The organism is Sphingomonas sp. MA1305 (assembly GCF_016107325.1).
Lineage (GTDB): Bacteria > Pseudomonadota > Alphaproteobacteria > Sphingomonadales > Sphingomonadaceae > Sphingomonas.
In genome coordinates, this window is record NZ_RCVT01000001.1 from 1,305,371 (window position 1) to 1,324,762 (window position 19,392).

General features: G+C 64.3%; 21 protein-coding genes and 1 pseudogene. 3 read left to right on the forward strand and 19 right to left on the reverse strand.

The window, feature by feature from the left end; genetic code table 11:
* Positions 1–23 precede the first annotated feature (23 nt).
* Genes D9601_RS06560 through D9601_RS06570 form a run of 3 tightly spaced genes read right to left on the reverse strand, consistent with a single transcriptional unit; the run spans position 24 to position 2,822 of the window.
* A complete protein-coding gene (locus D9601_RS06560) occupies positions 24–572 on the reverse strand; it encodes a DUF2497 domain-containing protein (protein ID WP_198353430.1) in 549 nt (182 codons plus the stop codon).
* Positions 573–600: 28 nt separating this feature from the next.
* The gene (locus D9601_RS06565) at positions 601–2,136 is read right to left on the reverse strand and encodes a TolC family outer membrane protein (protein ID WP_198353037.1); all 1,536 of its coding nucleotides are present in this window, start codon (positions 2,134–2,136) and stop codon (positions 601–603) included.
* A 20-nt stretch (positions 2,137–2,156) separates the two neighbouring features.
* Complete coding sequence (locus D9601_RS06570; RefSeq protein ID WP_198353038.1) at positions 2,157–2,822, reverse strand: protein-L-isoaspartate O-methyltransferase family protein; 666 nt, start codon at positions 2,820–2,822, stop codon at positions 2,157–2,159.
* A gap of 141 nt (positions 2,823–2,963) precedes the next feature.
* On the opposite strand from D9601_RS06570, the gene D9601_RS06575 reads away from it, so the two are divergent.
* The gene (locus D9601_RS06575; protein ID WP_198353039.1) at positions 2,964–3,308 is read left to right on the forward strand and encodes a hypothetical protein; all 345 of its coding nucleotides are present in this window, start codon (positions 2,964–2,966) and stop codon (positions 3,306–3,308) included.
* 9 nt (positions 3,309–3,317) lie between these two features.
* Here the strand turns inward: D9601_RS06575 and D9601_RS06580 are convergent, their stop codons facing one another.
* The 7 genes and pseudogenes from D9601_RS06580 to D9601_RS06610 all read right to left on the reverse strand — a co-directional run bounded on the left by D9601_RS06580 (position 3,318) and on the right by D9601_RS06610 (position 9,739).
* Positions 3,318–5,000 carry a hypothetical protein gene (locus D9601_RS06580; RefSeq protein WP_198353040.1) on the reverse strand — a complete coding sequence of 561 codons (1,683 nt, stop codon included), beginning with the start codon at positions 4,998–5,000 and terminating at the stop codon, positions 3,318–3,320.
* A 7-nt stretch (positions 5,001–5,007) separates the two neighbouring features.
* On the reverse strand, positions 5,008–6,075 hold the full coding sequence (locus D9601_RS06585; RefSeq protein WP_198353041.1) for a protein-glutamate methylesterase/protein-glutamine glutaminase: 1,068 nt from the start codon (positions 6,073–6,075) through the stop codon (positions 5,008–5,010).
* A gap of 1 nt (position 6,076) precedes the next feature.
* Positions 6,077–6,955, reverse strand: a complete 879-nt coding sequence (locus tag D9601_RS06590; protein WP_198353042.1) for a CheR family methyltransferase — start codon at positions 6,953–6,955, stop codon at positions 6,077–6,079.
* Positions 6,956–7,085: 130 nt separating this feature from the next.
* A pseudogene (locus D9601_RS06595) lies at positions 7,086–7,736 on the reverse strand (Hpt domain-containing protein); the annotation flags it as partial.
* The gene (locus D9601_RS06600; protein ID WP_198353044.1) at positions 7,733–8,101 is read right to left on the reverse strand and encodes a response regulator; all 369 of its coding nucleotides are present in this window, start codon (positions 8,099–8,101) and stop codon (positions 7,733–7,735) included. The pseudogene D9601_RS06595 and the gene D9601_RS06600, both read right to left, overlap by 4 nt.
* Positions 8,098–8,412 carry an STAS domain-containing protein gene (locus tag D9601_RS06605; RefSeq protein WP_198353045.1) on the reverse strand — a complete coding sequence of 105 codons (315 nt, stop codon included), beginning with the start codon at positions 8,410–8,412 and terminating at the stop codon, positions 8,098–8,100. Before D9601_RS06605 ends, D9601_RS06600 begins: the two co-directional genes overlap by 4 nt.
* A 1,009-nt stretch (positions 8,413–9,421) precedes the next feature.
* Entirely contained in the window at positions 9,422–9,739 is a 318-nt protein-coding gene (locus tag D9601_RS06610; RefSeq protein ID WP_198353046.1) for a hypothetical protein, read from the reverse strand.
* A gap of 1,137 nt (positions 9,740–10,876) precedes the next feature.
* Here D9601_RS06610 and D9601_RS06615 point away from each other — a divergent pair.
* On the forward strand, positions 10,877–12,637 hold the full coding sequence (locus D9601_RS06615; protein ID WP_232473989.1) for an ATP-dependent nuclease: 1,761 nt from the start codon (positions 10,877–10,879) through the stop codon (positions 12,635–12,637).
* A gap of 138 nt (positions 12,638–12,775) precedes the next feature.
* Here the strand turns inward: D9601_RS06615 and D9601_RS06620 are convergent, their stop codons facing one another.
* Positions 12,776–13,525 carry a Mom family adenine methylcarbamoylation protein gene (locus tag D9601_RS06620; RefSeq protein ID WP_198353048.1) on the reverse strand — a complete coding sequence of 250 codons (750 nt, stop codon included), beginning with the start codon at positions 13,523–13,525 and terminating at the stop codon, positions 12,776–12,778.
* Positions 13,526–13,721: 196 nt separating this feature from the next.
* Between D9601_RS06620 and D9601_RS06625 the strand changes: the two genes are divergently transcribed.
* Entirely contained in the window at positions 13,722–13,874 is a 153-nt protein-coding gene (locus D9601_RS06625; protein ID WP_198353049.1) for a hypothetical protein, read from the forward strand.
* 18 nt (positions 13,875–13,892) lie between these two features.
* On the opposite strand, the gene D9601_RS06630 is transcribed toward D9601_RS06625, so the two are convergent.
* From D9601_RS06630 to D9601_RS06665, 8 genes are all read right to left on the reverse strand, one after another.
* Entirely contained in the window at positions 13,893–14,168 is a 276-nt protein-coding gene (locus tag D9601_RS06630; RefSeq protein WP_198353050.1) for a hypothetical protein, read from the reverse strand.
* Positions 14,169–14,470: 302 nt separating this feature from the next.
* A complete protein-coding gene (locus D9601_RS06635) occupies positions 14,471–15,727 on the reverse strand; it encodes a DUF1996 domain-containing protein (RefSeq protein ID WP_198353051.1) in 1,257 nt (418 codons plus the stop codon).
* A gap of 64 nt (positions 15,728–15,791) precedes the next feature.
* Positions 15,792–17,477: an SGNH/GDSL hydrolase family protein gene (locus tag D9601_RS06640; protein WP_198353052.1), complete on the reverse strand. Its 1,686-nt coding sequence runs from the start codon at positions 17,475–17,477 to the stop codon at positions 15,792–15,794.
* Positions 17,474–17,626 carry a hypothetical protein gene (locus D9601_RS06645; protein ID WP_198353053.1) on the reverse strand — a complete coding sequence of 51 codons (153 nt, stop codon included), beginning with the start codon at positions 17,624–17,626 and terminating at the stop codon, positions 17,474–17,476. Before D9601_RS06645 ends, D9601_RS06640 begins: the two co-directional genes overlap by 4 nt.
* Entirely contained in the window at positions 17,626–17,925 is a 300-nt protein-coding gene (locus D9601_RS06650; RefSeq protein WP_198353054.1) for a spike base protein, RCAP_Rcc01079 family, read from the reverse strand. The genes D9601_RS06645 and D9601_RS06650 overlap by 1 nt, the downstream gene beginning before the upstream one ends.
* 90 nt (positions 17,926–18,015) lie before the next feature.
* Positions 18,016–18,450 carry a hypothetical protein gene (locus D9601_RS06655; protein ID WP_198353055.1) on the reverse strand — a complete coding sequence of 145 codons (435 nt, stop codon included), beginning with the start codon at positions 18,448–18,450 and terminating at the stop codon, positions 18,016–18,018.
* Complete coding sequence (locus D9601_RS06660) at positions 18,450–18,959, reverse strand: TIGR02594 family protein (RefSeq protein ID WP_198353056.1); 510 nt, start codon at positions 18,957–18,959, stop codon at positions 18,450–18,452. Before D9601_RS06660 ends, D9601_RS06655 begins: the two co-directional genes overlap by 1 nt.
* Before the next feature lie 34 nt (positions 18,960–18,993).
* Positions 18,994–19,380 carry a hypothetical protein gene (locus D9601_RS06665; protein WP_198353057.1) on the reverse strand — a complete coding sequence of 129 codons (387 nt, stop codon included), beginning with the start codon at positions 19,378–19,380 and terminating at the stop codon, positions 18,994–18,996.
* Positions 19,381–19,392 lie beyond the last annotated feature (12 nt).

A 19,392-nucleotide genomic window follows, 5' to 3' on the forward strand; every position in this document is an offset into this window, starting at 1 on the left:
CCTCTGGTGAAAGGAGCAGTCGATCAGCGCGTCGGCGCGGTCAGCTTGGCGATCTCGCGCGCGACCATCGTCTCGACCATCTCCGGCAAATGGGCGTCGAGCCATTCGCGTAGCATCGGGCGCAGCATTTCGCGCACCAGACCTTCCAGCGTGCCGTCACCCTGCGGCTCCGGCTTGACCAGCATCCGGCTGAGCGTTTCCAGCGGCGCGCGCGTCGCCGCAGCGGCCTGATGCGACAGGATCGGCTCGGGCTCTGCCTCTGCTATCATACGGGGTTCGGGGCGGGGCTCCATCGCCCGCGGCTGCTCCGCCGCCCGCATCGGCTCGGCTTGCGGCTGCACGGGAGGGACCGGTGCGGTGCCGCGCGAGGGATCGGATGGAGAACGCGGTGCGGGCATGGGATCGCTCAGCTCCAGAATTTCGTCGGTTTCGGGTTCGTGCTCGACCGACGCCGCGACCGCGCGCTGCGTTCGGCGCGGCCGCACCTGCGCACCGTCATTCTCTTCGGCGATGATCCGTTTGATCGAGGACAGGATCTCCTCCATCGACGGTTCCGCGCTGATGTCCCCCATCATCTCGATTCCTGCGTTGCGCCCGCCGTTATTGGCGATTGGGTGCCGCAGCACCTGTGGTTAATGCAGGGCTTCTGTCAACCGGCGTATCGAGCATCGGATCAAGAGGCCGTGTGACTACAGAGGTTTGCGCAGGGGTATTGGCGGTCGAGGCGGCCACCGGATCGGGCCGACCGTCGTCGCCGAAATCGGAAATCCGGCCGCGAACGCGATTGTAGTTGGCCACCGGATCGTAGAGGGATCCGCCCTCCAGCCCGAGGTCCCGCGCCTCCGCATGGCCCATGGCGGCGATCAGCGCAAAGCCAGCGACATAGGCGTTACGACGCGCCGTGACCAAGGTCACCTGGCTGTTGAGCAATTCCTGCTCGGCATTGAGGATGTCGAGGATCGTGCGCGTGCCGACGCTGTTCTCGGCGCGGACGCCCTCTAGGCTGAGCTTGTTGGCATTGACCGCGATCTCGCTGCTCGCGATCACCTCCTGCGCCGACTTCCATGCCGCATAGGCGGAGCGGGTCTGAGCGACGACCGCGCGTTCCGTCGAGGTCGTATTTTCGATCGCTTGGGCGTGCAGCGCCTCGGCCTGGCGAACTTGTGCCGCGGGACGGCCGCCCTGGAAGATCGGCAGGTTGAGCGCCAGGCCGACGGTGCCGCTGGTCGCGGACTGACCGACCCGCACACCGGTGCCGGCACCGAGCGAACCGAGGTAGCTGTAATAATTGCCGCCGAGCACGGCGTTGACTTGCGGCAAGCGCGTCGCGCGCGCGACTCCGATGTCGTAACGGGTCGCGTCGCGCAGACGCTGCTGCGCCAGCAGCACCGGATTGTTTCGCAGCGCGTCCTGGACGGCGTCATTCGGCGTCGCCGGCAGGGCGGGCAGCGCCGGCGGCTGTTCCAGACTGGTCGGCGGCGTGCCGATGACGCGGACATAGGTTTCTCGGCTGGCGATCAGCTGCGCCTCCGCCGACTGCAGCTGGCCCCGCGCCAATGCCAGGCGCGCTTCCGACTGGGCGACGTCGGTGCGGGTCAGATCGCCGACCTGAAACCGGTCGCGGCTCGCCTGCAGGTTGATCTCCAGCACCTTGACGTTCTGCTGGTTGAGACTGACGATCGCCTCGTCGCGGATCACGTCCTCATAGGCGCCGACCACGGCGGTGAAGAGATCGGATTCGGTGCCGCGCAGCGTCGCCCGCCCCGCCTCGACCCGCGTCTCCGCCGCCTCGATCGAATTGCGCACCGAACCACCGCGATAGAGCGGGATGCTCAGCTGGGCGGCACTCGTCGCCTGGCGGGCGGGATTGGCGAAGCTGTTGTTGTTGCTGCCCAGGTTCGAACCGCCGGGCGACAGAACGTTCTCGACATAGCCGCCCGTCAAGTTGACCGATGGCAGCCCGCTCGCCCGTGCGATCGGCACCGTCTCGTCGGTCGCTCGCTGGACGGCGCGCTGCGCGGTGATCGTGGGGTTGCCCTGATAGGCCTTGACCATCGCCTCGCGCAGGGTTTCTGCCCCCGCGGGCACGGCAACCAGCGCGACACCGCTGGCCAGGATTGTCCGAAACGCGTGCATGCCCCCCCTTAACCCTTGTCTCAGAATGTAAAGCCGCTCGGCTTTTCGAAGCCGGGAAGAATGACACAGTCGCTATCCATGAACGGCGTCAGGCCGAAACCGCCATCGGTCTTGCGCCCACTGGCGAGCCGGATCACGCCCTTCTCGACCAGACCGGTGACGACGCGCCCGTCCGTCCTAACCTGGTTGACCAGAAGATCCGGAACCTGTTCGATCGCACCGTCGACGATCAGCACGTCATAGGGTGCGCCAGCGGCATGGCCTTCGGCCAGCGACCCCTCGACGATCTCGACGTTCGGCGTGCCGGCGAGGGCATCGCGCGCGATCGCGACCAGTTCGGCGTCTTCCTCGACCGCAACGACGCTGGCGACGATCGAGGCGAGCAGCGCCGCCGCATAACCGCCCGCCGCGCCGATCAGCAGGACGCGATCGTCGGCGGTCAGATAGGCTTCGGTGAGCAGTCGACCAGTGACCATCGGCAGGTTGATCGCCCTGCCCCTGCCCGCCGGCAATGCCGTGTCCCGATAGGCGAGCAGCCGCGAAGCTTCCGGCACAAAGATCTCGCGCGGCACGCTCATCATCGCCGCGATGACGCGCTGGTCGTTGACCGCATTCGTCCGCAGCTGGCTCGCCACCATCGCGTGGCGCATCGTCTGGGTGGTCGTGCCGTCGATGCTCGTGTTCATGCTTACCCCTCTCGCACAACTGTCTTAGCTGCGCAATACACTTCGTGATCCACCGGCTTGTATCGTGCGCGCCGGTCGCCGCCAAGCCGGGGATGGGCAATATGGGTTGGCGAGCGTGGCGGCACCGCCTAAGGCGCGGCGATGATCCCGGCGACCTATCACCGTTTCATCGACTGGATCGGCGACGGCACGGGCTTGCCCGACACGATCCTCCACCTGCACGCGGGTCTTGCCGTACTGATGGTCGCGCGCGTCCTGACGCGGCGGTCGCTGGGCAGCTTCGTGCCCCTGTCGGTCGTCGCCCTCGCCGAGGCGTTCAACGAGGTCATGGACCGGCTCCACTTCGGCTCGTGGCGCTGGCCGGACACGACCTCGGACATCATCAATACATTGTTCTGGCCGACGGTGATCTGCCTGGGGATCCGGCTGCGTCCGATGCTCCTGCCGCGCGATTCGGCTCGGGTCGAGACACGCCAGGGCCGCTGACGCCCGACGTCAGAACAGCCCGTCATCATCCTCCAGCGCGGCGTCGGCGTCGACGACCGCCATGCCCGGCAGCAGGAACGGCGCATGCACTTCGCGCTCGCGCGCCATCGTATAAAACGAGGCGGCGCGGACCAGCACCGCCCGCAACGCCTCCTCCTCATCCGCCGATCGCTCCTCCGGGACAGGCACCCCGGTCAGGAGGTCGGCAGCCCGTTCCAGTGCCTCCACCACTACACGCTGCTCATGTAGTGTGTCGGCGCTCCGCTCCAGCGATGTCACGATCGCCCGGGCCTCGCCGCCGCCATCGCTGACCGCGCGGTCCGACGTCGCGCAGGCCTGGCGCACGACCTTCAACGCTGCATCCAGCGCCAGATCGTCCTGGCCCTCCTCGCCATCGCCCTGCGCTTGGGTCAGTTCCACCCGCTTCAGATCGGCGATCAACCGGGCAACACCGGCACTCGATGCATCGAGCCGGCTGGCGCAGGGGGCGACCTCGGTCGCGATCACCGCCACGGCGCGGCCGGTCGTGCCATGGCGGCGGCAGAGCAGCCGGGTGTTGGTCGAGATGTCCTGCACGTCGAGGGCGATCCGCTGGATTCGCGACAGGCCGCCGAGCAGATCGGCGAAGGTCCGCCGCACGAATTGGGCCAGCGTCGCCAGCCGCCGATCCGCCTCGCACAATTGCCCGGTAACCTGGCTGACGTCGGCGATGCCGTGCTCGATACGGACCAGCACATCGCCATCGTCACCGCTGGCGCCCTGTCGCTCGACCAGACCCAGCAACCGCGTCGTCAAGGGCCCGAGCTGGTCGATCGCGGCGATCAACGCGCCGATCTCCCGGGAAAAGTCCTGCGCGGTCGCCCGCATCTGCGCGGCGACCAGCGCCGCCATGGTCGCCACCACCGTCGGCGGCGGTGCAGCATCGTCGCCTTGCGGCAGCAGCATGCGCAAGATGGTCGCGCCATGTTCGACCCGCTGGCGGACACTGTCGCCGATCTGGATCGCGCCGAGCATGCGCGCCACTTCGGCCTGAACGGTTCGCATCACGCCGCTCACGTCCTGCGCCATCCGCGCCACCGTCTCCAGCTGAACCTCCAGTGCGTCGGCATTGCTGGTCAGTTCGGCCGGCGCCTCCGGCCCGATCTTGCGGGATTCGACCGCGAGCAGATGATCCGCCTGACGCATGTCGGCGATGACCTTGCCGAACCGGTCGAGCTCGTCGCCGAAATAGCGCAGCTCGCGTCGCCCGCTCTCCAGCTTGCCCTCCATCCCCGCGACGAAGTTGAAGAAGGCGGTTTCGCCGGACGAGGCGATCTTGATGCTCATGCCGTAAATGCCGAGGAGATGCAGGATCTCGCCGACATCGGCGAGCAGCGACCGCATCTCGCGCGTGCGACAGGTCAGCACCTGGATCTCCGCGGCACGGCGTTCCTGCGCCGCCGGCAATGTCTTCAACCGGTGCGCCGCGTTGCGCAGCCGCTTGATCGCCGTGCCGACCACCTCCGGGGCCAGCGAGGCCTGAATATCGTCAAGATCGGCGCCCATCCGGTCGATGGTTTCGATCGCCTGCGCCAAGGTCTCACCGACCCCGCGAAAGCGCAATTCGAGGTCCGCGACCATCTCGTCGAGCTGGTCGGCCATTTCCGCAATCGGCAGAGGGATGTGGGTCGAGTTCTCGATCATCGTCATCATCCGTCTCTCATCGTGCCGTCGCCTGGAGCATCTCGCGGGCGATCGCCTCCAGCGGCACGACGCGATCGACCGCGCCGCGCGCGATCGCCTCCTTGGGCATGCCGAATACCACCGACGTCTCCTCATCCTGTGCGAAGGTGCGCGCCCCGGCCTCATGCATTTCCAACAGGCCGCGTGCGCCGTCATCACCCATGCCGGTCATGATCACGCCGACGGCATTGGCGCCGGCATTGCGCGCCGCGGAACGGAACAGCACATCGACGCTGGGCCGGTGCCGCGACACCAGCGGCCCCTCGCGCACGGCCACCGCATAGCGGGCGCCGTGGCGTTCCAACATGGTGTGACGCAGGCCGCCCGGCGCGATCAGCACCCGGCCGCGCATCACCGTGTCGCCATGTTCGGCTTCCTTGACGTCGACCGCGCACAGCCCGTCCAGCCGCCGGGCGAAGGCGCGCGTGAAGCTTTCCGGCATATGTTGGACAATGACGATGCCGGGCGAATTGGCCGGCAGCGCCTCCAGCACGGCACGCAAGGCCTCCGTTCCTCCCGTGCTGGCGCCGATGCAGACGACCATTTCTGTCGTCCGGCTGAGGGCGCGGCCGTTCGGCGGCGGCAGCATGGCGTCGGCCGACAGGCGCGCCGCCGGGCGGAGCACCGGCCGCGTGCCGAGCCTGGCACTCGCCGCGCCCTTCACCGCCTCGCGGATCTGAAGATGCGCCTCGACCAAATGATCGGCGACGCCGAGGCGCGGCTTCAGGATGACGTCGACCGCTCCCGCCTCCAGCGCCTGGAGCAATGTGTCCGACCCTTCGTCGACCAGCGACGAGCACATCACCACCGGCACGGGGCATTGCGTCATCAACTTGCGCAGGAAGGTAATGCCGTCCATCCGCGGCATTTCGACGTCCAGTGTGATGACGTCGGGCACCTCGCCCTGTATATAGCGCGCCGCCGCAAACGGATCGGCGGCCGCAGCGATCACCTCGATATCCGGATCGGCGGACAGGATCGCCGTCATCGCCTGACGCACGCTCGCGCTGTCGTCGATGATCAGGACGCGGATCTTCTTCCTCATGTCAGACGCGCCGGAAGACGGTGTTCGAGACGGCGACCAATTCGTCGTCCAATTCGAGCCCGGCGATCGTTTCGGAATGGCCGAGGACCAGCAGGCCACCGGGAACCAAACAGCGTGCAAGTCGCCGGACGACCTGCGCTTGCGTTTCCTTGTCGAAATAGATCAGCACGTTGCGGCAAAAGATCAGATTCATCGGCGCGCCGATCGGATAGTGGCTGTCGATCAGATTGTGCCGGGCGAAGCCGACCGCCGCGCGCAGTGACGGCACGATGCGACGCTCGTCGCGGCGCGGATCGCGCGCGGGCAGCGAATAACGTGCGCGCAGCAGCGGCGGCACGGGATCGAACAGCGCGCCGGGATAGACCCCACGCCTCGCGATCTCTAGCACCTCGGTGTCAAGATCGGTAGCAAGGATCGCATAGTCCGGGCCGCCGTGATCCTGGGCGAAGGCGTCGAGCAGCATGGCCAGCGTGTAGGCTTCCGGCCCTGTCGAGCAAGCGGCGCTCCATACCCGCAGGCGCTGGGCCCCGGCATCGCGCCAGCGCGGCAGCACTTCCTCGGCCAGATAGGTGAAATGCCGCGGTTCGCGGAAGAAATCGGTCTTGTTCGTGGTTACCGCATTAAGCAACGATTCGACTTCGTCACTGAGATGGCCTTCGTCAAACAGCCAGGCGCAATAGTTGGCCAGGCTTCCACAGCCCAGCTGCCGGACACGGCGCCGCAGCCGCCCCTCGATCATGGTCTTCTTCGCCGGCGGCAGATGAATCCCGGACGCTGCATGGATATAGTCGGCCAGCCGGCGAAAATCCGCGGGCGACAATGGGTCGTCGGGTGGCAGGCCGACTCCGTCGGCGGGAAGGGCGACGAGGCTGCTGCTCATGCCGCCTCGTCGATCGGCGCGATCAGCAGGTCGACGTCGGCCGCGACGATATGGCGCAAGTCGAGCAGGACGATGAAGCCGCTCCCGCGGCGCAGAATCCCCCCGATATGATCCGACCGCCAGCGTATTCCGACAGCGTCATGTCGTCCATGACGAACAGGAAGACGTCCTCGATCGCTTCGCGCGGCACGTCGCCGACCAGCGTCACGTCCCAGCCGATCCAGCATTCCTCCGGCACCAGATCCGCCAGCGGGGGCACGGCATCCGTCCGCGCGACGATGCGGCAATCACCCAGCTCGCGCAGTTCGTCCAGCAGCATCAGCGGGTTGGTACCATTGGCCATGGCGTTCGGCGGCAGCCGGAACGACAGCCGCCAGCCGTTGTCTTGCCCCACCGACGTGGCGCCACCGTCCGCACCGGCGACCGCCGCGGCGAGCCGGTCGAGGATCGTGCGCCCGTCAGCGTCCGGCGCGTCACCGTCGATCAGCGCCTGCATATGGTCGCGCGCCGAAAGGATGACCGCGACCAGCTCCGGGGTGGCGCGAGCCTCGCCCTTGCGGACCCGATCGAACACGCTCTCGCAATGATGCGTAAAGGCAGCGAGCGCGTCGAAGCCGAACATCGCTCCCGAACCTTTCAGCGTATGCAGGCCGCGAAACACCGCATTGATCAGGCCGGCATCATCGAGACGATGCCCAAGGTCGAGCAGACTCTGCTCGATCTGGTCGAGCAGCTCGGCCGCTTCGATGCGGAAGGTCGCGATCGGATCCTCTGCGGTCACCGGCCGAGCACCTTGCGCACGACGCGGATGAGTTGTTCCGCTTCGAACGGCTTGACCAGCCAGCCCGTCGCGCCTGCATTCTTTGCCTGTGCCTTCATGGCGGCATCCGATTCGGTCGTCAGGAAGATGATCGGGATGCCGGCCTGCGCGGGCTGCGCGCGCAGTGAACGGATCATCGCCAGACCGTCCATGTTGGGCATGTTCAGGTCCGTGACGATCAGATCGAAGCGCGTCTCCGCCGCCTTGGTCAAACCGTCCTCACCGTCGACCGCTTCGGTCACGGCATAGCCCGCCCCGGTCAGTGCGATGCGGATCGCCATGCGCAAACTGGCGCTGTCGTCCACCGTCAGGATCGCAGCAGTCATTGGGTCGCTTCTCCATGGAACCAGAATTGCAGGTCGTCAGCGGATGCGTCGGTCATCAGGCCGGCCCGGATGAGCAAGGCCCGCAGCGCCGCGTGGGCCGGCGTACTCAAGCCGAAGTCCAGCCCGATCTTCGCGGCACTGGCACGCGCGGCGCAGGCGAGCTGCACGACGCTGAGGTCGGGCGTCCGGACGGAGGACAGATCGAGACGCACGGCGCCGCCCTCGTCGAACGCCTGGCGCAAGTCCGCGGCGCAGGTGCCGATCGAGGGCAGGCACAGATCCCCATTGGCCGTCACGATGGTGATCGACATCAGTCATTCCCTAAATATGAAGGCCTGCGATCCGCGGCAGGCCAAGCCTGCCGCATCCGCCGATTCTATCTACGTTCGCTGCGGCACAGCCTGCGGCTTACGTTGATTGTTGTGCCACATCCGGCGTATGTCTCTCGCCACTCCCGCCCCGTCATGTCCATATCGGACACGTATTCCGGTAGACCGGCAGCCATGAAATTTTAGTTAAATCGCAATGCCACCGTCGCCGGTGTTCGCATTATAGCGTGATCCCGCCAGTCGCGGTTCTTCCTACTAACGGCGAAAGCCCGCACGGTGATGGGTGGCGACCGTCAGCGCAACGATACCATACGTCGACGCCGGCTCGGCGAAATGCCGCTGCCGTCGCGCGGCGTGGAGGCCCGACCGGGCCTCGCAAAAGTTGAGTTTTCTGCGGCTTTGCGGTGTCTAACCCCAGTGGGTTTACCCACGGCGGACTGCGGCGCCCAAGGGCAAATGTCTAACCGTTATGCGCGGCCTTTTGGCTCGTAGCTTAGTGGCTGCTAACGCCCAATAGCGGACGTTCCCCGCCATCCGCGGTCGCGCTATTGCAACCCCGGCAGTGGCCCTGAACACGAACTTAAAATAGGCTGATACGTATATGATCGAGGTTTTGTTTGTCGCCAAAGCGTCAGGCGGCTTAAATGGCTTCCGTGGTCGATATACCTTTTCGATGCTCCCAAGAGTCGGTGAGCATGTCGCCATCATTGAGGATGAGCGTGATGTCACACTGCGCGTAGCCTCTGTGTTTCACCTGCCAATCGCCGCAGGCTCGCCTGACGGGAGTGCAGACGTCCATGTCTGGGCCGACCTTGTAGAGGGTAATTACCAATCCTAGCGGCTTGTCCTGGGTCAAAATCTCCCCACAACAAGCAGACATTCGCGGCGAAGATACCCTCCGCCGCACCGACGCGATCCGGCGTATTCAGAAGGCTCTGACACCCTAACTCGCGTACGCGATACCCACGTCCGCTTTCGCCCAAAAGCGGACCTACTCTTCGCTAATTTTGAGACCGGCTTCGGGATGAGCGTCCACCCAGTCTGTCGTGCAATGGGCAGCACGGCTGCGGACACGCGATAGGTTATAATGGGGACCTACGGTGATGTTGTTCTGGACCGTCGCACCGGGAAACTTGCGAAGGCCATCATACCCGCAATCCTTCGCCGCCGTCTCGAAAGCTGGATAGCTTGCCTCATTACCTTCAACGATCAGTTCGAAGGAGGACTGTTGGAAGCCAGTTGTGGCGCACGACGCGAGCACGACGAGCGCGGGAAATGTCGGCCAAGCTGCGCAGGCAACCTTCTTCATCGCAGATGGACCTAGCAGGAGCCTTGCTCGCTAGGCCAGCCGGAATGTCCGCTCTCCTCCCAGAAGCCGACATTCCGCTAACGCCCAGTTGCGGACTTTGGCTCTAGGCCACATCATGCCTCCGATGAATGAAGCATCGGGCCCTTGTTGCTGCGCATCCCTACCTGACTTGGCCGCCGTGCCAATGGGGGGCGACGGTCTTGACGAGCGGGTGTTCGCGACCGTCGAGAACGTTGCAGATCACGGCGGAGACGCTTGGTGGCTACACCTTTCGCAGTGCCGCGCGTGCGGCCAGCACTGGATGATTGCTCAGGAAGAACGGATTTTCGACGAGTATTTCCTCCGGCGTTTGAGCGTAGATGAGGCCTGCCGCATTTCCCAAAAAGGCGAATGGCCAGTCGAGTTTCTAAGCTACGAGCGCGTGCTAAAGACAGGACATGCCTTGCGTATTCGTCCCTGCATCTTCCTAGAGCGACTATCTCCTTCGTTGGTCTGGACTGCGGAGGACCTGCGGAAGGAACGGCCTAACATCTCCGTGGACGAGATCGCGCTTCTGCTCGGTGTCTCCGCAACGCAGGCGAGGCGGCTTACGGCAGCCGCTTCCTTGGGGCGCGGTTCATGGTGGCAGCGGACGCGCCACCGCCTGGGCTGGTAGCGTAAAGTCCCGAAGCCGGAATGTCCGCTCTCCCCCCAAAAGCGGACATTCAGGGTCGTGACCGAGCCCGGAAGCCGGGTCGCCACCGCCTACCTGCGATGGTGGCTAACGAGTCCGACCGGGACCGCAAGAAGCACGAAAATCCGTATGCCGACGATGTCTAACCTCTTTGGTCGACCTCACGAAGAACTGCGGCTCCCAGTCACTAACGTCTAACCTTTAGGAGGTCACTAGAGGCACGGCGCGAGGGGGGGATCATTTGTAACCAGGTTACTCCGTGGGGCGAGGAATAATCACCTACTCTTGCGCCGGAGGCGACCCATGCGAGGGCACTCCGCCTATTGGTCGCGGCAGTCGGAGCACGATAACCGTTTTGAGTCGAATGCGCGCCGGTCTGGAAAGCCTATCTTCTGTCGGACTTGACTACACGAGTGATTTTGACCGATCACATCCAGACGTAATAGCCGAAAGTGTTGCCGATTATGTTCCTTAAGGCTTTGCAGTTAAAAAATTACCGAGGCATCGGGCCTGAGTGGATTTCGATGCCGTCTTTCAAGAGGTTTAACTTTTTCATTGGCGCGAACAACTCGGGGAAGTCAATTGCCCTGAATTTCATAAGTAAGCATCTTCCGTACCCTAACGGTGAGCGCCACTTGTCGGCGGCTAAGCTTGACGACCACGAACTCCACTTAGTTGCTGATCAAGCTGGTTTTAAGATAGGCAATCCGGCAGTCGAGGTGGGCAATCGCCTCAAGGCCCAATTGAACCATCGAACGAAAACATTAGACATATCAGTTGATAAGCTGATCGCGGCATTGAGTGACGATGATGGGGTCGTTTGGCTTACCGCGTTTTTGCCTGCTGCAAAAGCGATGGTCTTCGACCCAGCACCGCGCCCACAAGAGCTTCTTTCGGCGATGTCTCGTGAAGAGTGGTATAGTCTCTGGCGGGCTGCCACCGGCAGGGAGGGCGCCGATGTGCTACAACACTGCATTCCCCAGCTGGTCATGATGACGCAGCAAGCGGTGGATATACGCCTTCCACCAACCCGCCTAATTCCAGCTATTCGTCAGATACGTCCGGCGACAGACGCCGACATTGGAGGAGCAGGGCTAATCGATCGCTTGATCGAGCTTCAAAACCCCGATGTCTTCAATATGCGCGAACGAAAGAAATTTCATCAGATAAATAGCTTTCTTCAATTCGTTACGGATGAGGAAACCGCTGCCATTGAGATACCTCACCATCGTCAGCATATTTTGGTGAAAATTAACAACAAGATTTTGCCGCTAGAGAATCTTGGTAGCGGCATACATGAAGTCGTCATTATTGCAGCCGAATGTATATTACACGATTACCAAATTGTTTGCATTGAGGAACCGGAGTTACACCTGCATCCATTGCTTCAGCGAAAGCTAATGCAGTTCTTATCCAAAAACACTAACAATCAATATTTTATCGCGACCCATTCCGCAAGCTTTATAGATACTCCCGACTCTGCCATATTTCATGTTACGTCGACGAACGGACGCACCTCAATCAAGGAAGCTATGCTCCGAGCCGAGCGCCATGCAATCTGCGTCGACTTAGGACACCGAGCTTCAGACATTATCCAAGCAAATGCGGTAATTTGGGTGGAGGGTCCTTCGGATCGAATTTATCTCCAAAATTGGATTCGGCTCGTCGCGCCCGATATTCAAGAAAGCATTCACTATTCTATCATGTTCTATGGGGGCCGACTACTAAGCCATCTTTCCGCCTCCGATGATGAAGTGTCCGAATTTATCGAATTGCGCGCTCTTAATCGAAACCTAGCCATCATGATCGATAGCGATCGGACAAGCCCCTACAGTCGGATCAACGAGACAAAGAAGCGCATACTGGCGGAGTTTAGAAAAGATGGTGCTGTTGGTTGGTTGACGAAAGGACGTGAGGTAGAAAACTACATCGACCATGCGACCCTGCAGCAATCCGTTAAGCAGGTATATGGGACACTATATGATAGCCCATTAGCCGGCGGGCAGTATGATCATGCTCTACATTTTACTCGCACTAGACCAACGAAGTACACGAAGAAGCCGATAGGTGGATTGCGCGCAACTGCGAACCTTGTTGAGGAAAAGGTTGATAAGGTGAAGGTAGCCAGATCTGTTGTAGCTCTCGGCAATGCCGACTTAAATATGCTGGACTTGAGAGACCGCGTGCAGGAGCTGGTCGCAATGATACGGCGGGCTAATGCTTGACGCTATAAAGCACGGTTTCCGCTTGCAGATCGTCGGAATGAGCGGCAGCAGATTGATCAACGCGGCCCGTCCAGCGGACGAGCCCCCGCCCAGGGGGTGCGAGGACGGTGCGACCCCGTCGGGCCGCTCCATCACCACTCAGTCAGCATATGACGGCTTCGGAAACGGCAATGCCGGATAACGGCAGCCCCGCGCGAAGCGCGGCTTGAGGAAACGTAGATAGCGGAATTGGCGCAATTCATGCCGAACCGCTCGATCACGGTTCGCAAGAAGGTGCGCCGCCCGAGGGGACTGCGCCCGCTGCCCGCCGGCCGTCATCAACGTGTTGTGGTAGAAATCGCCGTCCAATTCCCAGAAGATGCCAATGTGTTCGCCATGGAAGGTGAACCCCGCGGCTTGGTAGACGGTGCCGAACAGTCCGCAGCGCTCGTCTGCGAATGACTGTATCCACTTCACCGCCGGCCGCAGCCGACGGATTAGCCGGATCGCCGCGCCTAGCGCTCTGCTCTCGCTGTTTCGCGGGGCGGCATCATCTAACCACATGCGGTTCAACTCGAGGTATTCCGACATTGCGGTGCCTGCCACCACGCTGTCCGCCGACGCAGGGTTCATGGCGAACCCGAACTGCAGTACACCCGCCAAGCTGCCGTCGATCCACAAGCCGAGGTGGAGGGTCGACCCGCGATAGACGCGCTTGCTGTAATGCTTGGCGCAGATGATCGCGTCGGCCGCGGCGCGATCCATGACGGCGACATAGAATGCCGGCTCACCAAAGCCGAGGGTTTCGCGGTGTCCGAATAGGTCGCCGCTGGCGCTCAAAAGATAGCCGGTAGGTTCCCCGGCCGCCCCGCCGATGAACGAGGGCGCGAGATAAGGATTCGACTCCATGATGATTGATGCTCATTGGAGCCCCGCCTGGTGCACAGGCGCGGGGCGTTGCGGCTAGGCCAGCCGCGCGTGACGGATCTCCAGTCCGTCGGTTGCTGGGTTGCAGCCCAGCACCCCCGCTCGGCCATTGGCCTGCGGACGTGTTCGTAGAAACTGTTGGGGTGGCGCCAGAAGCGCCGGTCGATAGAATGGCGCGATGATTAGCTGGGCCACGACCGATCCTGCCATCCTCGTCATGTGGACGGACAAGCAGCTGCTGGATGCGTATCAGCAGACGTCCGGCGAGGCTGGTGACCCCGAGGTCGAGGCGCTGCTTGCCGAAATTGAGCGTCGCAACCTGGACATCTGACGTGTCGGCGACGCCGGCCTAGTCGCTGCTGTCGCACCAGCTGCCCGATCTGCGCAGCTGGCGGATAATGCCGTTGAAGGCGGCCGTCATCGACTGAGCGCGCCCAATCTCATGCGTGCCTAGCCAGCCCTCCCAGAATTGGAGAAGCGGCCAGCGCTCTGGACAGTGCGGCATCAGGCAACGGAGCGCGAGGCGAACCGGCTCCGGCTCGACGTCGGTCGCCCGCGTCGCAGTCATGGCCTGCCGCAGGATCTTCACCGCGAGGTCGATCGTGATTCGCTGCTGCCGCGCCATTGCGCTATGGAACGCAACAGGAACAACGCTGCAAGAGATTCGCGATGGCCCGCTGCCGTCTATGCACCAGTAACGATGATGAGGCACTGATAGAGCACCTCGCCGAGAAGCTATGGGACAGCCGGATCGAGCGAATGGAAGGTCCGCTGCCGTGGGATCAAGCCGGAGCGACTTGGCAGGCGGCATTCCGCGAACTCGCTGTCGCGGCGCGACAGGCGCTAACGGACGGCTGAGCAGCCGCGGCAGAAACGCAGAAGGCCGAACCTCTCGGCCCGGCCTCTCGTGCTATCGCGCGGAGAACGTCAGCGAGTCGGCGCATCGACCAGTCGCTGAGTGGCGAGATAGGTCAGGCCGCCACGCTTCAGCATCGTGCCATCGCCAAGCTCGCCATCCGAGCAGTTCAGCAGCTGGCCGATGCAGCGGCTCTCCCAAATGGCCCGCGTCGCCGGGTCCCAGGCTTCCATATAGTCCGCGTGGAAGGTCGAACCGCCGGGCATGGTCATGCCGTTCATGCGGTCCGACGCGAACCACACGTCACCGTCATCGGCCGTGATCGTATAGGCCAGCTGCTGGCGCAGTTGCGGGATCAGGTAGGGATGGTCGGCCGGGCATTGAGGGTACGCCTCGCCGATGTATTTGGCCTGGGTGACGTGCGAGCGGTGGTCATCGCTGTCGAGGTCACCATTCCAGCATGCACCGAAGTTGATCGCCGACATGATCTGACCGGCGCCGCCACAGTCGGAAATCGCCTCGGCGAGTGTGGCGCGCTCGATCTGCGGCTTGCCGTCGGTGATGCAGCGATGCGTATAGGTGGCGTTCTCGGGCTGCGGTTGCCCCATCCGCTTCATGTCGTAGCCGGAGACGATGCGCAGGCCGGTCGGCAGACCGACGCAGCCCTTCGCCGACTCCTTCAGGCACTGCGGATCACCGTCGGGCAGGCGCTTGTAGTAGATCGACATGTAGTCGGGGACGATCACCTTGCCGGCCGCATTCATCAGCGCCGGCACCCAATAGGCTGAGCGGTTCAGCTTGTTCGAGCAGGTGCTTTCACCGCTCACGCGCAGGCTGGCATAGGTCGAGGCCCAATTGCCGCCATCGTTGCCGTACCATTGGTGGAGGTGCGGCGAGCCGCCCTTGATGCCCGGATAGAGGATCGGGTCGTCATAATTCAGCTGGCCGGCGGTGCAGATGAAGCGGAAGGCGCCGACATTGTCCGGCTTGCCCGAGGGCACGGGGTTGTGCGCGCCCGGCCCGATCAGCGGCGCAGTGGCGAAGTTGCTCGCGATCGGCGTCACTGCGGCCGGCTGCGGCGTAGGCGCCGGAGACGGCACGGGCGTCGGCACGGGCGCCGGCGTGATGGCGGCGATCCGATCGCGCCGCGCCTGTTCGGCGGTAGCGGCGATTACCTTCGCCTTGCCGAAGCAATCGGCCGAGGCGGCGAGCTTTGCCGGATTGGAGGCTTCGGCCTTGCTGATCGCGGTCGTTCCGCAACCGGATACGGTCTGTGCAGCAGCAGGCGCGGCGAAGAGCGCCGCGGCCAGGATGAACCAACGGGTCATGTCATTTCCTTGGTGAAGGGAGGATGACCGCAGCCTGACCGGCCGGGCCACCCTCGGCTGGCCATCAGGCCGTGAAGCCCATCGCGAGCATCATGGTGTTGCCATAGTCGTTGGACTTGATGTGGTAGGTGTCGCTGGCGGTGGTGGTGATCCAGTACCAGCCGTCGCCCATGTCGCGGGCGAGCGTATAGCCGTCCGGCAGCGTGAAGTCGGCGGTGCCGTTGTAATAGAGGATGACCGCCAGACCCGAGGTCGGGATAGCGATCGCCTGGCCGACTGCCTGGTCGTCGTCGCCGCGGTACTGGTAGCCGAGCGATGCCGTGCCGCCGACCGGATTGCCGGCCGCAGCGTTCGTGATCGCACCGGCGTGCATGATCGCGGCATTGAACGCCTTGTCCGGATTGCCGGTCGTGACCTTCACGTCATAGCTGCCGGCATCGAGCACCGCCGCGCCGAGCGCTACCAGGCGACCGCCGTCGCTGATCACCACCTGGGCCGCCACCCCGTTGATCTGGACGCTGAAGGGTGCCTGCCCGCCGTTCATTTCGAGCAGCAGCAGCGGACGGCCAGCCGGGAACGGCACCGCGGCATAGGTATGAGCCGTGTCGAAGTTGTGGTTCGACGTGAACGGAACCGACGACGTCGCCAGCGTCACCTGATTGCCGGCGGCCGCCTGCGTCGTCAGCGTCCAGGTGTCGGACGTCGCGCCGAACGACAGCACGACGTCGGTCGCGGTGCCGCTGGTCGCGGCCGTGGTCGCCCGAAGCCGGGCGGCGTCGCCGTTGACCATGCCGGCGACGTTGGCCGCGCTGAACGCCCCCTGCCGCGCCTGCATCGTGCCGCCGGTGACGGAGGCGGTGACGGTCACCGCCGGGCCAAGGCCCGCCACCACGACGACTTCCGAGGTGTAGGAGGTCGACGCCGCCCGGTTGTTGAGGTCGGTCAGCGAGAAGGCGCTGGGCTCGAGGGCGTTACTGCCGGCGAGGAACGCATTCACCACGGCGTAGAGCTGCGGCTTCATCGCATCATAAGCGGCCTGCTTGAGGTGGATCTGATCCGACTGGAAGTAGGTCGCGTCGGTGGTGTCGCTGAGGAACGGGTGCTGGCCATAGGGCAGGATGCCGGTCAGCCAGGAGCCGCCGATCGCCGCGCGCAGGCCCGTGTTCACGTCCTGGCGCTGCTGCTCGAAGCCGGCGGCCGCCTGCGAGGCGTTCCCGTTGGGCAGCGGCGTGACGCAGAAGACGGACGTGCCGGCGACGCCGGCTTTGATCTTCTTCGCGATGTCCTGGATGCGCTCCATCCACAGTGCCGACGTCCAGCCGTAGGAGCCGAGCGTGTTGGCGCCGTCGTGAATGATATACATCCGCGCCTTCTGGGCGATGATGTTGGCGAGCTGCCCGTAGACGGTGTTGCCGCCGTCGTTGAGGTTGTCGGGCGTGCCAAGGTTGCGGCCGGTCTGCGCCAGGACCGAGATGTTCCGGCCGGGATAATCCGTCTGCATCGCATAGATCGGGTTGCCGCCGTTCACCGTCTGGCTGTCGCCGACGACGGTCAGATCGCGATCGAACGTGCCCGCGGCAGGCGGAGGCGTCGGGCTTGGCGTCGGCGTACCACCGGTGCCACCCGTGCCGCCGGTGCCGCCGGTGCCGCCTCCGGCTTTCAGTGCCGCGACGTCCGCCAGCAGCTGGTTGAGAGTTTCGCGAATATCACGGTTCGATGCCCCGTTGGGGATCGTGGTCAGCACCGTCATGCTGCGTCCTTCCAAGTCTGATTGTCCTGCCAGCTGCCGGCGTCGGACCAGCGGCGGGGGATGAGGATGGCGCCGGCCGCACCGAGCGCGAGGCCGACGATGGCGCGGGCGCGCTGCGCCGCGAGACTGATCGCGACTCCGATTCGCATCACTGCACCGCGATCAGATCGGCAGCCGTCGTGCCGGTGGCGAGAATGCGCCGAGGCCGGAACGGTATAAGGGCACCGGCGGGAACGTTTCGCCAGATGACACCTGCCGACTCCGGAGGGTCCCCGACCCCAATCATGGCCAGATCCCCGCCCGTCCCGACATAGATACCCTTCGGCACCTCGTTGAGGTCGTTGGCATCGTCCGGCTGGATGGATTCAGATGCTACGCCGGGGTCCCCGACCCCATTCCATTTGTCTCGGTAATTGTCCTGCATGATCACCTCGGCTTGGCTGGCCACGCATCGACGGCGAGGCGTCGGCGGGCGTTACAGGTGGCGAGATCAGCGAGACCGTTACGGATCGCTGCCTCGGCATCGGCGCTGTTCGCGCTACCGTCCGGCTGGCGCGGTACCGGCGTCGGCAGGCACTCGACCTTGGCCGCCTCCGGAACTGGCGGAATGGTCGGCGAAGAGGGCGGCGGAGAACTCGTCGACCCCATGCACGCGGTCAGCGCCAAGGCACTGAGCCCGGCCAGCGTCTGTCTGAGCATATTCCCTCACGGTGTTGGTGGAGCGCACGATGAGCGGCTCGCGCGCCTGCGCGGATTGCGCATAGGTTTCGGCCGCGTCGGCGCGCTGCTTAGCGAAGCTGGCCTCAGCCTTCGCAACGTCGCGGTCGCCGTTCGCGCGGTCGACCTGCCGGCCGGACCGACATTCGATCAGCTGCTCGCGGTAGCTGCTGCGCAGGTGATCGAGCCGCGCGGCCCAAAGGCCGAGCAGCAGCACCGGCAGGGCCGGCCAGAACCGGCGGAGCGCGGTCCACATCACGCCTCGTTCCGCGACAGCGGAATGCCGGCGATGGCAGTCATCTTCACCGGCCCGCCAACGATCGCCTGCTGCCCCGGCCAGCGGCGGGCAACGCAGCGGCTCTTGGCGATACGGGTGATGGAGACGGTATCGCCCTGATTGCCGCCGAGGACATGATAGGCGGTGGCATCCTCGCCGACGTAGAAGCCGACATGACCGCCGCCCGGCCGCTCGAAGACCAGCACAGCGCCCGGCGCCAGTTGATCAGCGGCAACGGCCTGACCCCAAGCCGCCCACGACTTGGCGCGCACGGCAATCGGCGCCGGCGGCAGGCCGACCTCATACACGCAGGTGGCGACGAACAGGCCGCACCATGGCACGCTGTCGGCATTGTAGACCACGCCGAGCAGCTTGATGCCGAGGCGCTTCGCCCAGCCCATGATCGTCGGATTGTTGGCGAGGCCTGGCGCTTCACGCGTGCCAAGCTTCGCCCGCGCGGCCGACAGCCACGCAGGTTCCTTGTTCATGATAGTCCTTTCGGGAGGTTGGATGCGCTCGCCGTCAGGCGGGCGGCTTGCTATCCTCAGCGCCCGGCATGCGGGCCTGGACGAAATTCAGCGCGAAGGTGATGATGCCGACGCCAAGCGCGCCGAGGCCGGTGCCGTAGATCAGCGCCAGCGCCGGGTCGGGCCGCTGCCGCATGACCGCACCGGCCGTGAACAACAGCGCCAGCGCAGTCACCGGCAGATCGAGCGTCCAGCGATGTTCCTTGCCGGCGCGAGCCGAGACGTAGAACCGGACTGCCAGGCAGGCGCACAGCCCGGCGATCATGCTGCCCGCCTCGAATGGCGAGCCGAAGAAATGCCAGACGACCGGCTGGCTGCTTGCGATCGTCGCGCCCTTGTCGGCCGCGAGCGCAGCCGCCGCGACCGGGATAAGAGCCCCCATAGTTGCTGCCCC